Here is a 15,424-nt window from a genome sequence, read left to right as displayed (position 1 = left end):
CTCGTCCTTTCATCGGAGAGCGACACATCATGAGAATGTCACTCTCTATCTTGATTACGAGGTTTTCACACAACCCCGGACGGCGTCAATCGACCCACGATGGGAGAAACGAAAAAGGGCGTCGGCCCGGACCTTTCGGTCCGGACCGACGCCGATGTACAGCTTCGATGTGGGCTCAGTCGAGCCGGATCGCCCTTTCGGGGCAACCCGCTGCGGCCTCCCGCACGGATTTCTCGTGCTCGGCCGGGACCTCGGACACGAGCGTGATGGCGTACCCGCCGTCGCTCAGGTCGAAGACCTCCGGGCAGGCGGCGAGGCAGACACCGTGTCCGCGGCAGGCGTCGTCGTCGACGAAGACCTTCACTTCGACTCACCTTCCACCGGCGCGTACTCCAGGTGCAGCGCGAGCAGACCGCGCAGGATGAAGGTCGGCAGGTAGCCGAACTTCCGGTCGTCCTCGGGGCCGTGCACCTTCTCGGAGATCCGGATCTCGCTGGTGCGCTCGAGCAGACGCTGGATGCCCACGCGTCCCTCCGTGCGGGCGAGCGGGGCGCCCGGGCACGAGTGCACACCGCGACCGAACGCGATGTGGGTCCGGGCGTTTCGGCGATCGATATCGAAGTCGTTCGGATCGGAGAACTGACGCGGGTCGCGGTTGGCGGCACCGTTGACCAGCATCATGATGGTGCCGGCCGAGACGTCGACCCCGCCGATGGTGGTGGGGGTCTTCGCGAGCCGGAAGTCGCCCTTGATGGGGCTCTCGAAACGCAGCGTCTCCTCGATGAAGTTCGGGATGCGGTCGGGCTCGCTGCGCAGGGTCTTCTGGAGTTCGGGCTGCTCGGCGATGATCCGCAGCGCGGAGCTCAGCAGACGCACGGTGGTCTCCTGGCCGGCGGAGAACACGTTCGCGGCGATGCGCAGGACGTCGTCGACGGGCGGCAGGGTGCCGTCGGGGAAGGTCGCGGTGGCGAGGCCCGTCAGCACGTCGTCGGTGGGGTTCGCGCGGCGGTCCTCGATGTACTGGCCGAACTTCTTGTACAGGAACTCGAGCGGGTTGAGCTTCAGTTCCTCACCCTCGGTGCTGCCGAGCGAGAAGCCCTTCTCCACCTGGATGTTCAGGCCCTCGATGAACTCCTGGTGGTCGCTCTCCGGCACGCCCAGCAGATCGGCGATGACGAGCATCGCGAACGGCGCGGCGAAGCCGGTGATGTAGTCACCCTCGCCCCGGGCGAGCAGGTCGTCGAGGAGGCGGTCGGCGATGCGCTCGATGAAGGCCTCGTTCTCCTTGAGACGCTTGGGAGTGATGAGCCGCATCAGCAGGCCGCGATGGTCGGTGTGCTGCGGGGGATCCATGGTGGGGAGCTGGTCGTTCATCGGCAGCGAGGGGCGGTGCTCCTCGATGAAGTCGGTGATGTCGTCGCTCTCGGGGCATGCCGGAAGGCCGGAGAACGGACCGGTCACCGAGATGCACGACGAGAAGGTCTGCTCGTCGCTGAGGACCTGGATCGCCTCCTCGTAGCCGGTGACCATCATGACGTTGTGGTGGGGTTCGCGCCTGACCGGGCATCCGTCACGCAGGGCGTCGTAATAGGGGTACGGGTCCTCGACGAGATCCGGATCGGTGAAGAAGTTCTTCGTCTCGATGTCGGTCATGGTTCCTCCCGGGGCAGGCGGTGGGCTGGTGCGGAGTTCGGCCTCGCCGCGCGGCCGTCCCGCGCTCGAAGCCGTGTCTCGCCCGCACATCCAACCATGGGTCGGAAAGTCCGGCGCGAGGGGATGTTTCGTGCATTTCGGACTTGTGATCGATCACGTGACGATGACCGATCAACTGTCTTCGATCTTGAAATACGAACGGCATGGTGCCGAAGAAACGACAACGCGCCCGTACTCGAACCCCGGAGGGTTCGGGTACGGGCGCGAGGTGTGCTCATCGCCGGACTGTCCCGACGGGTGGCATCACACCACCGGTTCCTTGGTGATGGTGACCCAGGCGGCGCCGCTGTCCGGCACGCGGGGCTGCTTCCAGACCTCGACGGGGAACGAGACCATCACGAGCGACTGCATCAGGTGCATGAGCGCGCGGGCATCGTCGTCGAGGTCGTCCAGATCGAACTTGTCGAGGTAGGTGATGGCGTCCTCGAGCCGGCCGAAGGCGGCGTCGTAGAACTGCTGCATCTCGGGCATGCTCGACGCCAGCCGCTTGGCGTAGCGCTCGGGCTCGGTGGCCAGAGCCCAGTCGGCATACGGTTCGAGGTCGGCGAATTCGGTGGGCAGAGTCGTCACTTCTGGTACTCCTTGACGTAATCGGCGACGGTCTTGTGGAGGTGGCGCAGGAGGATTTCCTGGTCGTTGAGCGGGAAATCGGTCACTGCGCGGGTGCCGATCATGGTCTGCGTCGCTTCGAGGGTGTTCGCGTCCTGGAGCGCGTACTCCTTGAAGGTCACCGCGGCGAGTTCCTGCGCGAGGCGGTCGCGAGCGTTCTTCGGCGGGACGAAGTACAGACTCGTCTCGAAGATGTGCTTGTCGACGGCGGTGGGCCAGTAGGTGTAGGTGAGGTACCAGCCCGGCTTCCAGATGAGCAGCGTCATGTTCGGGAAGAACTCGAAGCTGTCCTGGCCCCAGCTGTGGAACTTGGTGGGGTTGACCGCGGGCGGCAGCTGATCCTCGGCCAGGCCCTCGATGTCCGGGACGTCCCACGGACCGAACAGACCCGAACGCAGGACACGCTCGATGGGCTTGACCATGTTGAGGTCCTTGGGCGGGGCCATGCCGCCCCACGAGGAGATCATCGAGTGCGGCGACTTGATGTCGTAGTGCAGCGCCTCGTAGCCGTAGCCGGCGAGCTTCTCGGCCTCGTCCTTGACCGCCTGCTTCATGTGCAGGATCGGTGCGTGGTAGAACTCGGCGAAGGCGTCGATGAACAGCTTCCAGTTCGCGTTGATCTCCGAGCGGTAGCTGTAGACCTCGGTCATCTTGTCGAAGGGGTAGCCCTCGAGGCCCTTGGCGAAGTCGCCGAGGTAGTCGACGAGCGGGGCCGCGTCGTCGTCGAGGTTGATGTAGATGAACCCTTCCCACGTCTCGCAGCGGACCGCCTTGAGTCCGAAGTCCTTCTTGTCGAGATCGAAGAACTCGCCCTCCTGCTGCACGAAGGTCAGATCGCCCTCGAGGCTGTAGCGCCAGGCGTGGTACTTGCAGGTGAACTGCTTGCAGCTACCGGCGGTCTCCTCGTTGGGGAAGTCGTTCCACACCAACTTGTTTCCGCGGTGGCGGCACACGTTGTGGAACGCGCGGATGACGCCGTCGTTGCCCTTGACGATGACCAGCGAGGTGCCGGGCCCGGCCGACGGGATCTCCTTGGTGAAGTAGCTGCCGACGCGGGGCAGCTGCTCGACGCGACCCATGTAGAGCCAGGTGCGCTTGAAGATCGCCTCGCGCTCCGCCTCGAAGAAGGCGGGATCGATGGAGTCGGTGTAGTCGACGGGTGCGGTGCCGAGTTCGGGATAGTGCTCGGTCCAGCTTCCCTCGGCCGGCTTGGTGAAGTGGGGCAAGGTTCTACCTTTCGTCTTCGAACTCGATACCGAAGGTGTTGTAGGCCATGGCCATCAGGCTGTAGCCACCCACGGTGAAGATGAGGTCCATCAGTTGCTTGGTGGTGAGATGCTCCGAGAGCGCTGTCCAGGTCTCCTCGGACAGACGCGAGGTCTCGGTCAACTCCCGAACGGAGTCGAGCAGGCGCTGCTCGAACGGATCCTCGGCCGACCCGTCGACGGCCGCGGCGATCTCGTCCGGCGTGAGGCCGGCTTCGGTGCGCGCGATCTCGATGTGGTGCTCCCGCTCGTACGAGCAGTCGTGCAGTGCGGCGACCCGCAGGATCACGAGTTCGCGCAGCCTGGCCGGGAGTGTGGACCGGAACAGAAGATGCACGCTGAAGCCGAGAAAGGCCTTGGTCAACTCCGGATGGTGGACGAGCGTCGCCATCGCGGTGCCGGCCTGCTCCGGGTTTCTCATGTGCCGGGGCATCAGACCTTTCAGTGCTGCGTCGACGTCCTCGTCCCAGAGTTCCGCCGGCAGCGGGGATAGCAGTGCCACATCAACCTCCTCCCTGTTCGAGAGAATTGCATTCTCATTTCTGATCGATAGATTTCCATGTCCGCGTCGGATAGTCAACGTTCCGCGAGAAATGTCCTGTTTTCCCTGGTGGGAAGCTCGCGCGCGGAGCGGCTGTCGCTCCACGCTTCCGTTGGAGGCATGAGATCTACGTGTCTCCTCCCCTTATGGGTGGCGCTTCGCGAAGGTTGATTCTCCTGAAAAGAGAGGATAGTTTTCATCGCACGAGCCACCCGGGGTCGCGCTCGCCCGTCGAGCGATCGAAAGAGAGGTACGTCGTGACCACACCCGCACCACTTCGTCCAGGAGTGCAGCTCGCCGCCGCGGAAGGTTCCACGAGGGTCGTCGTCGTCCGCGCCCCTGCGGAGAACGCACAGGAACTCACATGCGGTGGCGCCCCGATGATTCCGGCTCCTGCAGGCCGGCCCGAACCGTCGGCCGGCGACGCCGTCACCGTCCTCGGCAAGCGCTACGTCGATGCGGACGACACGGTCGAGGTGCTGTGCACCTCCTCGGGACCCGGGGAACTCGGCTACGGCGGTATCCCCATGACTCTCAAGGCCGCGAAGCCGCTTCCCGCCTCCGACTGACCGACACGAAAGGGACCACCATGAGCCTCGACGACGTGCAGCCCCACCCACAGGGCCGGAGGTGCCGACGATGAGCGGAATGAGTTTCGAACTCAGCGAGGATCAGGAGCTCATCCGCAAGTCGGTGGCCGAACTGACGAAGAGGTTCGACGACCAGTACTGGATGGAGAAGGACCTCGCCCACGAGTTCCCCTCGGAGTTCTACAAGGCCATGGCCGACGGCGGCTGGCTCGGTATCACCATGCCCGAGGAGTACGGTGGGCACGGATACGGCATCACCGAGGCCACCCTGTTGCTCGAGGAGGTCGCGCGTTCGGGCGGCGGCATGAACGCCGCGAGCTCGATCCACCTCAACATCTTCGGCATGCAGCCGGTCGTCAAGCACGGTTCCGACGAGCTCAAGGCCCGCACCCTGCCCCGCATCGTCAGCGGCGACCTGCACGTCTGCTTCGGTGTCACCGAGCCCGGAGCGGGTCTCGACACCTCGCGGATCACGACCTTCGCCCGGCGGGACGGCGACCACTACGTCGTCAACGGCCGCAAGGTGTGGATCTCCAAGGCGCAGGAATCCGAGAAGATCCTGCTGCTGACCCGCACCCAGCGGTACGACGAGGTGCAGAAGAAGACCGACGGCATGACGTTGTTCCTCACCGATCTCGACCGCAGCCGCGTGGACATCCGGCCCATCCGCAAGATGGGGCGCAACGCCGTCACGTCGAACGAGCTGTTCATCGACGACCTGCGGGTGCCGGTGGAGGACCGCGTGGGTGAGGAGGGAAAGGGTTTCGAGTACCTGCTCGACGGCCTCAACCCCGAACGCATGCTCATCGCTGCCGAGGCCCTCGGCATCGGCCGCGTGGCGCTCGACAAGGCGGTCAAGTACGGCAACGAACGCGAGGTCTTCGGCCGCCCGATCGGCATGAACCAGGGAATCCAGTTCCCCCTCGCCGATTCGCTCGCCCACCTCGACGCCGCCGAACTCGTCCTGCGCAAGGCGACCTGGCTCTACGACAACGGCAAACCGTGCGGACGGGAAGCCAACACCGCCAAATACCTCTGTGCCGATGCGGGATTCACCGCTGCCGACCGGGCGCTGCAGACGCACGGCGGCATGGGCTACTCGGAGGAGTACAACGTCTCGCGGTACTTCCGCGAAGCGCGCGTCATGCGCATTGCACCGATCAGCCAGGAGATGATCCTGAATTTCCTGAGCTCACACACTCTGGGACTGCCGAGGAGCTACTGATGGCCGTGAACAACTCTCTCTTCGATCTCACCGGGCGGTCGGCCGTGGTGACCGGCGCGGCCGGCGGCATCGGCTCGGCCGTCGCCGAAGCCCTCGCAGCCGCCGGTGCGGCCGTGCTCGTCACCGACGTGAACGGCGATGCCGCAGCCGCTGTCGCCGAACGGATCTCGGTGAACGGCGGTAAGGCCGACAGTGCCGCGCTCGACGTCCGCGACCGGGACGCAGCCGACGCCGCGATGGCGCGTGCCGCCGGTCTGACCGAGGGTGTGCTCCACATCCTCGTCAACAACGCCGGTGTCACCGACCCGGCGATGTTCGCCGACACCACCGTCGACTCGTTCCAGCGCATCCACGACATCCACGTGCTCGGCGCCTTCAACTGCTCGCAGGCGGCGCTGCCCTTCCTCGCCACCGACGGCAAAGGGCGCATCATCAACGTGACCTCCTCGGCGGGCATCACCGGCACGCTCGGACAGGTGAACTACTCCGCGGCCAAGGCGGGGATCATCGGCATCACCAAGTCGCTCGCCCGCGAGCTGGCCCGCAAGAACATCCTCGTCAACGCGCTGGCCCCGCTCGCCGCGACTCCCATGACGGAGACGATCCGCACCAACGAGAAGTTCGCCGCGAACATGCTCAACCGTATTCCGCTGCGCCGCTGGGCATCCCCGGAGGAGGTCGCCGGAGCGTTCGTCTTCCTCGCCACCGACGCAGCATCGTTCGTCACCGGGCAGGTCCTGCCGGTCGACGGCGGCATGGTGATGTGATGACCGGGACGGTGACAACAGGTTCTGTGGGCTCGGACGGCCCGCTCGCGGGCGTCACCGTCGTCACCCTCGAGCAGGCCGTGTCGGCACCGATGTGCACGCGGACGCTCGCCGACTTCGGTGCGCGGGTCATCAAGATCGAGAACCCCCGCGGTGGTGACTTCGCGCGCGATTACGACGACGTCGTCGGTGGCATGGCCGCACACTTCGTGTGGGCCAACCGCGGCAAGGAATCGGTGACACTCGACCTGAAGTCGGACGACGGGATCGCGGTGCTGCACCGGATCCTCACCCGCTCCGACGTACTGGTGTCGAATCTGGCACCGGGCGCGACCGCGCGACTCGGACTGTCGCCCGATCAGCTCGAGGAACGCTATCCCGAACTGATCTCGGTCGAGATCGACGGCTACGGCCCCGGCGGTCCGCTCTCGCACAAACGCGCCTACGACCTTCTCGTCCAAGCGGAGTCGGGGGCGTGCGCGGTCACCGGCCATCCCGACATGCCGGCGAAACCCGGGCCGCCCGTCGCCGACATCACCACCGGCCTGTACTCGGCCGTGTCGATCCTCGCCCTGCTGTGTGGCAAGGAACGGCACCGTGGCCGCGGCGGCAGCCTGTCGAAGGTCTCGGTGAGTCTGTTCGACACGATGACCGAGATCATGGGATATCCGCTGACCTACACGCGATATTCCGGAGTGAACCAGCAACCGCTGGGCATGTCGTCGCCGGCCGTCTCACCGTACGGGTCGTACCGCACCGCCGACGATCAGGTGGTCGTGCTCGGCACCACCAACGACCGGGAGTGGCAGCGACTCGCACGGGAGATCATCGAACGCGACGATCTGGCCGACGACGAGCGTTTCCGCTCCAACGCCGGTCGCTGCGAACATCGCGCCGTGCTCGACGAGGCGATCGCGCAGTGGTGCGCCCGGCACCCCCTCGCGCACATCCAGAAGATCGCCGACGAGGCCGGTATCGGCAACTCCCGGTACAACCTGCCCAGCGACGTGATCGCGCATCCGCAGCTGCAGGCCCGGGATCGCTGGCGGGAGGTCGCAACCCCCAACGGACCGATCGAGGCGTTGCTTCCCCCACCGGTCGTCGCGGGATTCGAACTCTCCATGGGTGCGGTACCGGGGCTCGGTGAGCACACCGACGCGGTGCTGCAGGACTTCGGCACCACCGGCACCGAGATCGCGCGGCTGCGCGAGGCCGGCGCGATCGGCCCCGCATACCGCGCACCGGGTACGGAGGCGGCCGAATGAGCACTGATTCGCTCCTCGTCGACGACCGCGACGGGGTTCGGACCCTCACGTTGAACCGGCCGCGTCGCAAGAACGCGATCGACGGTCCGCTCTGGCAGGCATTGCACGACGTCCTCGTCGACACCGCCGACGACCCGGACGTACGTGTCCTCGTCGTCACCGGCGCGGCCGGCGCGTTCTGCTCCGGCGCCGATATCGCCAATCCCGGTGTCGCACATCCCTTGCGCAAGCTGCGCAAACTGACGGACGTCGCGTTGCTGCTCCACGAACTTCCCGTTCCCACCGTCGCGAAGGTAGACGGCGTCGCCTACGGGGCCGGCTGGAACCTGGCGCTCGGATGCGATCTGGTGGTCGCGACACCGCGCTCGACCTTCTCGCAGATCTTCGCCAAGCGGGGACTGTCACCCGATCTCGGCGGCACGTGGCTGCTGCCGAGGCTCGTCGGTCTGCAGCAAGCGAAACGACTCGCGTTGCTGGCCGAGGCCATCGACGCCGACGAGGCGCACCGGCTGGGGCTGGTGACCTGGATCGAATCCGAGGGGGGCATCGACGCGTTCGTCGACGAGCTCTGCGCTCGGCTGTCGGCCGGTCCGCCCATCGCCCTGGCCCAGACCAAGGCATTGCTCAACGAAGCCGTCGACCGCGGCCTGCGGGATTCTCTCGCCGGTGAAGCGCGCGCCCAGGCGGTCAACTTCGGGACCGTCGACGCCCCCGAGGCGTTCCGGGCCTTCGCCGAGAAGCGCGAGGTCCGCTTCACCGGCCGGTGGGCACTGAACCCGGAAACACAGACTCCGGAACCACAGACTACGAGTGGAGAAGAAGTACATGCGTGAAGCAGTCATCGTCGAGGCCGTCCGCACGCCGGTCGGCAAGCGCAACGGGGGACTGGCAGGCGAGCATCCGGCGGATCTGTCGGCGCACGTCCTGCAGGCACTCGCCGAGCGCGCGGGTATCGATCCGGCGGTCGTCGACGACGTCGTGTGGGGCTGTGTCTCGCAGGTGGGAGACCAGTCGAGCAACATCGGCCGGTACTCGGTCCTCGCCGCCGGCTGGCCCGAATCGATCCCGGGTACGACGATCAACCGCGCGTGCGGGTCGAGCCAGCAGGCGCTCGACTTCGCTGCGCAGGCGGTGATGTCCGGTCAGCAGGACGTCGTCGTCGCCGGTGGTGTCGAGGTGATGAGCCGTGTGCCGCTGGGTTCGGCGCGGGCGTCGGGTCAGCCGTACGGACCGAAGGCGCTGGCCCGGTACGACGGGTTCTCGTTCAACCAGGGCATCTCTGCCGAGAAGATCGCTCAGAAGTGGGGTTTCTCCCGGACCCGTCTCGACGAGTTCTCGGTGCTCTCGCACGAGCGTGCCGCCGCTGCGCTGGACCGCGGTGCGTTCGACGCACAGATCGTCCCGGTGCCCACCGAGGCGGGCGTGGTGTCGGTGGACGAAGGGGTGCGGCGGGGATCGACCGTCGAGAAGCTGGCCGGTCTGAAGCCCGCCTTCGCCGAGGACGGCGTCATCCACGCCGGTAATTCGTCGCAGATCTCCGATGGTGCGGCGGCGTTGCTCGTGACGACGCCGGAGAAGGCCCGGGAGCTCGGGCTCACTCCGCTGGTCCGGTACCGGGCCGGTGTCGTCGCCGGCGCCGATCCCGTCCTCATGCTGACCGGGCCCATCCCCGCGACGGACAAGGCCCTGGCGAAGGCCGGCATCGCACTGGGAGAAGTCGGTGTCTTCGAGGTCAACGAGGCATTCGCGTCGGTGCCGCTGGCGTGGCTCGCCGAGACGGGCGCGGATCCGGAGAAGCTGAATCCGCTCGGAGGGGCGATCGCGCTCGGTCATCCGCTCGGCGGTTCGGGTGCGGTGCTGATGACCCGGATGATCCATCACATGCGTGATCAGGGCATCCGCTTCGGTCTCCAGACGATGTGCGAGGGCGGTGGGACCGCCAACGCGACCGTCGTCGAACTCCCGTGATCCATCGCGAAACATATATCTGATGAGACCCTTGTCACACTTGGGAAAATGACCTAATGTGCGTTCAGTAGGTTGTTCTTCTTCAACGAAGTGAGGGCTGTTGTCCCAGCGTGCATACGACACTCTCCTCGCCAGAGGTGAGGATCGCAGGGAGCTGATTCTCAGCGTTGCCCAGCGGTTTCTGGCGCGGAACGGGTGGCGGAGCACGAGCCTCGCCCAGATCGCCCGGGAAGCAGGATTGACCCCGGCAGGGCTGTTGCATCACTTCGAGTCGAAGGACCAGTTGTTGCACGCGGTGCTCGACGCCCGCGACATCGACGACAACGCTCGTGTGGATCGGACGGGGGATCTCGTCGAACAGCTCAGGAAACTCCCGAAGCGTTTCGAGGAGTCGCCCGAACTGGTCGGAATGTATGCGGTGCTTCTCATCGAGAACCTGGAACCGGATGCCCCTCTGCACGATCGCCTACTCGGGCGGTATCAGGCGGCTCTCGACGCGGTCGAAGCCGGCATCCGGCGTGGACAACACGCCGGGCGATATCGAACGGATGTGGACCCAGCCGTCAAAGCGGTGGAGATCGTCGCTTTCCTGAATGGAATGGAAACCTCATGGCTGCTCGATCGTTCGCTCCCACTGACCGCAATATTCGAGGACTACATACAGTCGCTCGAGCAACAGCTCATGCCCGCCGCCACATCCTGAGACGAAGGGTCGCCGTCGTCGCGCCCAAGGTCGCCGACGCCGTCCGGTACACCGGTGGCTGGCTGTACGACCAGGTTGCGGCAGGCTGGGAAGTGGTGGTCGTCGTTCCGCAGAGTTCCGATCTGCGTCCGTTCGAGATCCTCGGCGCGACCAAGGCGGTCGACCTCGAGTCCGCTCTGAGTTCTGCACCCTACGGTCCCATGCCCGACATGGTCGCCGTCGCCGCCGATCTCTACGCGTCCGACGACCGGATCCGCAACGGTGTGCTCGAGGCGATGTCGGACAGCCCCACCACGGTTGCGCTGTGGGGCGAGAACGTCCCCTCCGAACTCGACTCGCGCATCGTGCCGCTGCAGCACCGCCTGAGCCGCGCGGCCCAGGTCTTCAAGTCGCATGCCCTCGCCGCTGCCGCGGCACCGGCGACCGCGATCGCTGCCACCGAATCGTTCCTCACCGGAGGTGCCGACACGCTCCGTATGCGCGGCAACCTCGTCTCCATGGCCTGAGCACCACGACGACTGCGGCCCGGTCTCCTTGCTCGGAGGCCGGGCCGCAGTCGTCGTGCCGGAAGTGAATTGCTGCGCCGGTCGATCCTTGCGCGCCGAACCGGGGTTCGCTCGGTGTGTAGGGCGCGCAAGGATCGGTTCGTCGCGCGAGGACGATCAGCGGGACATGTCGATGACGATCTTCCCGACCGCTCGTCCGTCGGCGACGTGACGAAGCGCCCGCGCGGCGTCCTCGAGCGGATAGTCCGCGCCGATGTGCGGAACCGCCGTGCCCGAGACGAGCAGGTCCACGAGTTCGGCCTCGTTCCGCCGGTACTCCTCCGGATCGAGATCCTGGAACTGGAAACCCATGATCCGGATACCCTTGACCAGAACGAGATTCAGAGGGATCCGCGGGATCGAGCCGGACGCGTACCCGATGGTGACGAAACGTCCACCGCGGGCCAGCGACCGGAGCGCCGGCTCCGAGAGTTCGCCGCCCACCGGATCGACGACGACGTCGGCTCCCTCCGGCAGCGCGTCCTTCAACGCCGAACGCAGGTCGCTCGTGCGGTGATCGATCGTGTGCGCGGCGCCGTAGGACGACGCGACCGCGAGTTTGTCGGCCGACGAGGCGACGGCGGTGACCGAAGCGCCCAGCGCCACACCGAGTTGCACGGCCGCCAGGCCGACACCGCCTCCGGCCCCGAGGACGACCAGTCGTTCCCCGGGTTTCAGGCGCGCCACCGACCGGAGCGTGTGATAGGCCGTCCGGTGCGCCACTCCGAAGGACGCGGCGGTGCGGTCGTCGATTCCGTCCGGGATCTTCTTCAGGGCCTTCGTGGGAGCGACCACCTCGTCGGCGAACGCTCCGACCAGCCCGGTGCCGGTGACACGATCGCCCACCGAGAATCCGTCCGCACCGTCCGCGACCTCGACGACCGTGCCCGCGTACTCGCTGCCCGGAACGAAGGGTGGAGGCACGCTGATCTGGTACCTGTTCGCCACGAGGAGGACGTCGGGGAAGTTCACTGCGGCCGCTCCCACGCGCACCCGGACGTGACCGGGGGCGAGCGGGGACGACGGCCGCGACTCCATCCGAAGGGATTCGGGTTCCCCGTATTCGGTGCAGACGACCGCGCGCACGGTGCTCGTCGGTGCGGCCGCGGCAGTCACTGTCCCTGCCAGACCGGCGCCCGCTTCTCGATGAACGCGGTGGCGCCTTCCTTCGCGTCGTTGCTGGTGAAGACGACTGACTGCCAGTGGGAGAGTCGCTCGCCGGCACGCTCGGGATCGGCCTGCGCGAGCCGGACGAGTTCCTTCACCGCGGACAGGCCGAGCGGGGCGTTCGCCGCGATCCGCCGGGCGTAGTCGAGCGCGGTGTCCAGGACCTGATCGGGCGTCACCACGGCATTGATCAGCCCGAGTTCGTAGCCGCGCTGCGCCGTGATCGGATCCCCCGTCAGGGTCAGCTCGAGTGCCGCCCCGACGGGGATGCGGGTGCCGATGGCGGTGCCGCCACCGGCGGGGAAGAGACCCCGCTTCACCTCGGGCAGGCCGAACTTCGCCTCGGAGGACGCCACGATGATGTCGGCGCCGAGGAGGAGTTCGAGCCCGCCGCCCACAGCGCTGCCGTTGGCCGCGCCGACGACCGGGACGGTGAGTTCGCCCTTGGACAACCGCGCGTACCCGGCAGCTTCGTCGGAGTCGGTGCCGATGTCCTCGCCGTCGGCGAACGCACGCAGGTCCATGCCCGCACAGAATGCCCGGTCGCCCGTGCCGGTGAGCACGATCGCCCGGATCTCCGGATCCGCCTCTGCCCGAAGGGCCGCAGCGCCGATTCCGCGGAGCACGGCTCCGTTGAGGGCATTACGCGCCTCGGGCCGGTCGATGTGGAGGACGAGCACCGGTCCGTGCCGTTCCTCCACCAGTCCTTCCACGACAGTCGTCATCGCAGACCCCTTCAGCCCTTGTAGTCCGTCGACTCGGCGAGATCGGCGGCCGACTTCATGAGACTGGTGATGACCGGTCCGTACGACTGCAGCTTGGGATCGTCCCCGGCCCGCTGGAATCCCTGTTCGAGGACGATGGCGAGCTTCCACTTGGCGAGGATCAGGTAGTAGTCGATGTCGTCGACCTGGCGGCCGGAGACCTCGGCGTAGTGCGCGAGCATCTGCGCGCGACCGGGCATCCCGGTCAGGTCGACGTAGCTGACCGCGCTGTCCTCGTTCGCACTCGTGTCCTCGGGCCAGTTCATGAGCATCCAGCCGAGATCCAGCTTCGGGTCGCCGACGGTACCCATCTCCCAGTCGACGAGCGCCGCGAGCTTCGCGGGGGCGCCGTGCTCGAACATCACGTTGGCGAACTGGTAGTCGCCGTGCATCAGACCCGGGATGTAGTCGAGCGGACGGTGGGTTTCGAGCCACTTCGTCGCGACGTCCATGCCCTCGATCTCGCGGGCCTTGATCCGTTCGAAGAAGCGGGTCCACCGGCTCACCTGCCGGTCGTGGAAGCCTTCGGGGCGTCCGAGATCCTGCAGGCCCTGCGCCTTCCAGTCCACCTTCGACAGCAGGGCGATGCCCTCGGCGAGCTGGTAGGCCAGGCCGGCGCGGGCGTCGAGGTCGGTGTCGAACGGCGCGGGCCAGGTGCCGCGGTGATCCATCGGCGACCATCCGTCGACGTGACCCATGAGGTAGAAGGAGCGGCCGAGAACGGACGTGTCCTCACATGCGGCTACGGCTTTCGTGTGCGGGACGTCGGTTCCGGCCAGTCCCTGGATGATCCGCCACTCGCGCATGATCCCGCTGTCGCGGTCGACCGGCGCGCCGGTCGGAGGGATGCGGATGACGCACGTGAAGTCGTCGCGCGTGAGCTTGTAGATCTCGTTCTGTGTACCGCCGGAGAGATACTTCGCGTCGAGCGGCGCGCCCTTGCCGGGCAGGCCCTGCTCGTCCATCCATTCGGCGAGACGCTCGGTGTCGATCACAGGTTCCCCACTTCGAGTTCGATGTAGTCGGCGTACTTCTTCCGGGCTTCTTCCTGCTTCTTCGGGATCCACTCCGAGGGCCACATGTCGTCGACCGGGCTGTAGTCGCGGAGGACCTGCTTGGCGACGGTGGTCTTGTGCACTTCGGTCGGCCCGTCGGCCAGGCCCATCACCGCTGCGCCGTGGATCATCTTGAAGAACGGCATCTCGTTGGTGACGCCCAGTGCACCGTGCACCTGCATGGCGCGCCACGCGATGTCGTGGAGCACGGTGGGCATGATGATCTTCGCTGTCGCTATGTCCTTGCGGACCTTCTTGTAGTCGTTGTACTTGTCGATCTTCCACGCGGTGCTGAGCACGAACAGACGGAACTGTGCGAGTTGCGCGTAGGAGTCTGCGATGTAGCCCTGCACAGCCTGCTTGTCGGAGAGGCGGCTGCCGGCCGTCTCGCGGCTGAGGGCGCGTTCGCACATCATGTCCAGGGCCTTCTGGGCCAGGCCGATGGTGCGCATCGCGTGGTGGATGCGACCGCCACCGAGTCGCACCTGCGCGGCGGCGAATGCCTGGCCTTCCTCGCCGAGGAGCGCGTCGGCGGGCACACGCACGTTGTCGTAGTGAATCAGCGCGTGGGTGCCCTCGTTCAGCGGTTCGCCGTAGAGGCCGACGTTGCGCACGATGTTCACGCCCGGTGTGTCGGTGGGGACGAGGAACATCGACGTGCCCTTGTACACGGGGACGTCGGGATCCGTCACGACCATGACGATGAGGAATTCGGCGGTGCGGGCGTTGGAGGAGAAGAACTTCCACCCGTCGATGACCCAGTGGTCGCCGTCCTTGACCGCGCGGCACCGGAACTGGGCGGGATCGGCACCGCCCTGCGGTTCGGTCATCGAGTACGAGGAGAACACCTCGCCGTCGAGCAGCGGCTGCAGGTAGCGCTCCTTCTGCTCGGGGGTGCCGAAATGGGCGATGATCTCGGCGTTGCCGGTATCGGGTGCCTGGCAACCGAACACGATCGGTGCCCACGACGAGCGCCCGAGGATCTCGTTGAGCAGTGCGAGCTTCAGCTGTCCGTATCCCTGACCACCGAGTTCGGGGCCGAGATGGGTGGCCCACAGACCTTCTGCGCGAACCTTCTCCTTGAGAGGGTCGATGGCCTTGCGGCGGAGTCCGTCGAGAGGGACGAACTGTTCGTGTTCCCACACGAGGTCGAGAGGCTCGACCTCCTCGCGCACGAATGCATCGGCCCAGTCCAGCTTCTTCTGGTACTCGGGCTCGGTTTCGAAGTCCCAGGCCATTGCGCCTCC

At 66.4% G+C, this 15,424-nt stretch carries 17 protein-coding genes; 8 read left to right on the top strand and 9 right to left on the bottom strand.

From position 1 onward, the window contains the following. Nucleotides 1–175: 175 nt before the first annotated feature. From B9C99_RS14460 to B9C99_RS14440, 5 genes are all read right to left on the bottom strand, one after another. A complete protein-coding gene (locus B9C99_RS14460; RefSeq protein ID WP_016695491.1) occupies nt 176–364 on the bottom strand; it encodes a ferredoxin in 189 nt (62 codons plus the stop codon). Beyond that, nucleotides 361–1,653: a cytochrome P450 gene (locus B9C99_RS14455; RefSeq protein ID WP_016695492.1), complete on the bottom strand. Its 1,293-nt coding sequence runs from the start codon at nt 1,651–1,653 to the stop codon at nt 361–363. Before B9C99_RS14455 ends, B9C99_RS14460 begins: the two co-directional genes overlap by 4 nt. A 303-nt stretch (nt 1,654–1,956) precedes the next feature. Then, nucleotides 1,957–2,283: a hypothetical protein gene (locus tag B9C99_RS14450; protein ID WP_059384037.1), complete on the bottom strand. Its 327-nt coding sequence runs from the start codon at nt 2,281–2,283 to the stop codon at nt 1,957–1,959. Continuing rightward, a complete protein-coding gene (locus B9C99_RS14445) occupies nt 2,280–3,548 on the bottom strand; it encodes an aromatic ring-hydroxylating dioxygenase subunit alpha (protein WP_016695494.1) in 1,269 nt (422 codons plus the stop codon). The genes B9C99_RS14450 and B9C99_RS14445 overlap by 4 nt, the downstream gene beginning before the upstream one ends. A 4-nt stretch (nt 3,549–3,552) precedes the next feature. Next, complete coding sequence (locus B9C99_RS14440) at nt 3,553–4,020, bottom strand: carboxymuconolactone decarboxylase family protein (RefSeq protein ID WP_080597775.1); 468 nt, start codon at nt 4,018–4,020, stop codon at nt 3,553–3,555. Nucleotides 4,021–4,385: 365 nt separating this feature from the next. Between B9C99_RS14440 and B9C99_RS14435 the strand changes: the two genes are divergently transcribed. The 8 genes from B9C99_RS14435 (at nt 4,386) to B9C99_RS14400 (ending at nt 11,152) form a co-directional block, all read left to right on the top strand. Continuing rightward, complete coding sequence (locus B9C99_RS14435) at nt 4,386–4,697, top strand: hypothetical protein (protein WP_026061767.1); 312 nt, start codon at nt 4,386–4,388, stop codon at nt 4,695–4,697. A 79-nt stretch (nt 4,698–4,776) separates the two neighbouring features. Then, nucleotides 4,777–5,943 (top strand): acyl-CoA dehydrogenase family protein, encoded by a 1,167-nt coding sequence (locus B9C99_RS14430; RefSeq protein WP_026061768.1) that lies wholly within the window; start codon nt 4,777–4,779, stop codon nt 5,941–5,943. Further along, nucleotides 5,943–6,710: an SDR family NAD(P)-dependent oxidoreductase gene (locus B9C99_RS14425; RefSeq protein WP_088898348.1), complete on the top strand. Its 768-nt coding sequence runs from the start codon at nt 5,943–5,945 to the stop codon at nt 6,708–6,710. Before B9C99_RS14430 ends, B9C99_RS14425 begins: the two co-directional genes overlap by 1 nt. Before the next feature lie 26 nt (nt 6,711–6,736). Then, nucleotides 6,737–7,975: a CaiB/BaiF CoA-transferase family protein gene (locus tag B9C99_RS14420; protein ID WP_016692288.1), complete on the top strand. Its 1,239-nt coding sequence runs from the start codon at nt 6,737–6,739 to the stop codon at nt 7,973–7,975. Then, on the top strand, nt 7,972–8,808 hold the full coding sequence (locus tag B9C99_RS14415) for an enoyl-CoA hydratase/isomerase family protein (protein WP_088898347.1): 837 nt from the start codon (nt 7,972–7,974) through the stop codon (nt 8,806–8,808). Before B9C99_RS14420 ends, B9C99_RS14415 begins: the two co-directional genes overlap by 4 nt. Further along, the gene (locus tag B9C99_RS14410) at nt 8,801–9,943 is read left to right on the top strand and encodes a thiolase family protein (protein WP_088898346.1); all 1,143 of its coding nucleotides are present in this window, start codon (nt 8,801–8,803) and stop codon (nt 9,941–9,943) included. The genes B9C99_RS14415 and B9C99_RS14410 overlap by 8 nt, the downstream gene beginning before the upstream one ends. Before the next feature lie 97 nt (nt 9,944–10,040). Then, nucleotides 10,041–10,646: a TetR/AcrR family transcriptional regulator gene (locus B9C99_RS14405; RefSeq protein WP_088898345.1), complete on the top strand. Its 606-nt coding sequence runs from the start codon at nt 10,041–10,043 to the stop codon at nt 10,644–10,646. Next, complete coding sequence (locus tag B9C99_RS14400; protein WP_253250080.1) at nt 10,553–11,152, top strand: hypothetical protein; 600 nt, start codon at nt 10,553–10,555, stop codon at nt 11,150–11,152. The genes B9C99_RS14405 and B9C99_RS14400 overlap by 94 nt, the downstream gene beginning before the upstream one ends. Before the next feature lie 156 nt (nt 11,153–11,308). Here B9C99_RS14400 and B9C99_RS14395 read toward each other — a convergent pair whose 3' ends face one another. Genes B9C99_RS14395 through B9C99_RS14380 form a run of 4 tightly spaced genes read right to left on the bottom strand, consistent with a single transcriptional unit; the run spans nt 11,309 to nt 15,415 of the window. Continuing rightward, nucleotides 11,309–12,277 carry an NADPH:quinone oxidoreductase family protein gene (locus B9C99_RS14395; protein ID WP_088898377.1) on the bottom strand — a complete coding sequence of 323 codons (969 nt, stop codon included), beginning with the start codon at nt 12,275–12,277 and terminating at the stop codon, nt 11,309–11,311. A gap of 26 nt (nt 12,278–12,303) precedes the next feature. Beyond that, complete coding sequence (locus B9C99_RS14390) at nt 12,304–13,083, bottom strand: enoyl-CoA hydratase-related protein (protein WP_088898344.1); 780 nt, start codon at nt 13,081–13,083, stop codon at nt 12,304–12,306. An 11-nt stretch (nt 13,084–13,094) separates the two neighbouring features. Beyond that, entirely contained in the window at nt 13,095–14,117 is a 1,023-nt protein-coding gene (locus B9C99_RS14385) for a phosphotransferase family protein (protein ID WP_253250079.1), read from the bottom strand. Beyond that, nucleotides 14,114–15,415, bottom strand: coding sequence for an acyl-CoA dehydrogenase family protein (locus B9C99_RS14380; protein ID WP_016692296.1), 1,302 nt, complete (start codon nt 15,413–15,415; stop codon nt 14,114–14,116). Before B9C99_RS14380 ends, B9C99_RS14385 begins: the two co-directional genes overlap by 4 nt. Nucleotides 15,416–15,424: the final 9 nt, after the last annotated feature.

This window comes from Rhodococcus sp. BUPNP1 (assembly GCF_002215235.1).
Lineage (GTDB): Bacteria > Actinomycetota > Actinomycetes > Mycobacteriales > Mycobacteriaceae > Rhodococcus.
The sequence above is the reverse complement of the archived record's forward strand: the minus strand, read 5'-3'. Positions and strand labels throughout refer to the sequence as shown.

Excerpts from the sequence above, each read along its gene's own strand:
- B9C99_RS14455 (WP_016695492.1), bottom strand. The coding sequence starts at position 1,653 with ATGACCGACATCGAGACGAAGAACTTCTTCACCGATCCGGATCTCGTC.
- B9C99_RS14440 (WP_080597775.1), bottom strand. The coding sequence starts at position 4,020 with ATGCCCCGGCACATGAGAAACCCGGAGCAGGCCGGCACCGCGATGGCG.
- B9C99_RS14430 (WP_026061768.1), top strand. The coding sequence starts at position 4,777 with ATGAGTTTCGAACTCAGCGAGGATCAGGAGCTCATCCGCAAGTCGGTG.
- B9C99_RS14425 (WP_088898348.1), top strand. The coding sequence starts at position 5,943 with ATGGCCGTGAACAACTCTCTCTTCGATCTCACCGGGCGGTCGGCCGTG.
- B9C99_RS14415 (WP_088898347.1), top strand. The coding sequence starts at position 7,972 with ATGAGCACTGATTCGCTCCTCGTCGACGACCGCGACGGGGTTCGGACC.
- B9C99_RS14410 (WP_088898346.1), top strand. The coding sequence starts at position 8,801 with ATGCGTGAAGCAGTCATCGTCGAGGCCGTCCGCACGCCGGTCGGCAAG.
- B9C99_RS14400 (WP_253250080.1), top strand. The coding sequence starts at position 10,553 with ATGGCTGCTCGATCGTTCGCTCCCACTGACCGCAATATTCGAGGACTA.
- B9C99_RS14390 (WP_088898344.1), bottom strand. The coding sequence starts at position 13,083 with ATGACGACTGTCGTGGAAGGACTGGTGGAGGAACGGCACGGACCGGTG.
- B9C99_RS14380 (WP_016692296.1), bottom strand. The coding sequence starts at position 15,415 with ATGGCCTGGGACTTCGAAACCGAGCCCGAGTACCAGAAGAAGCTGGAC.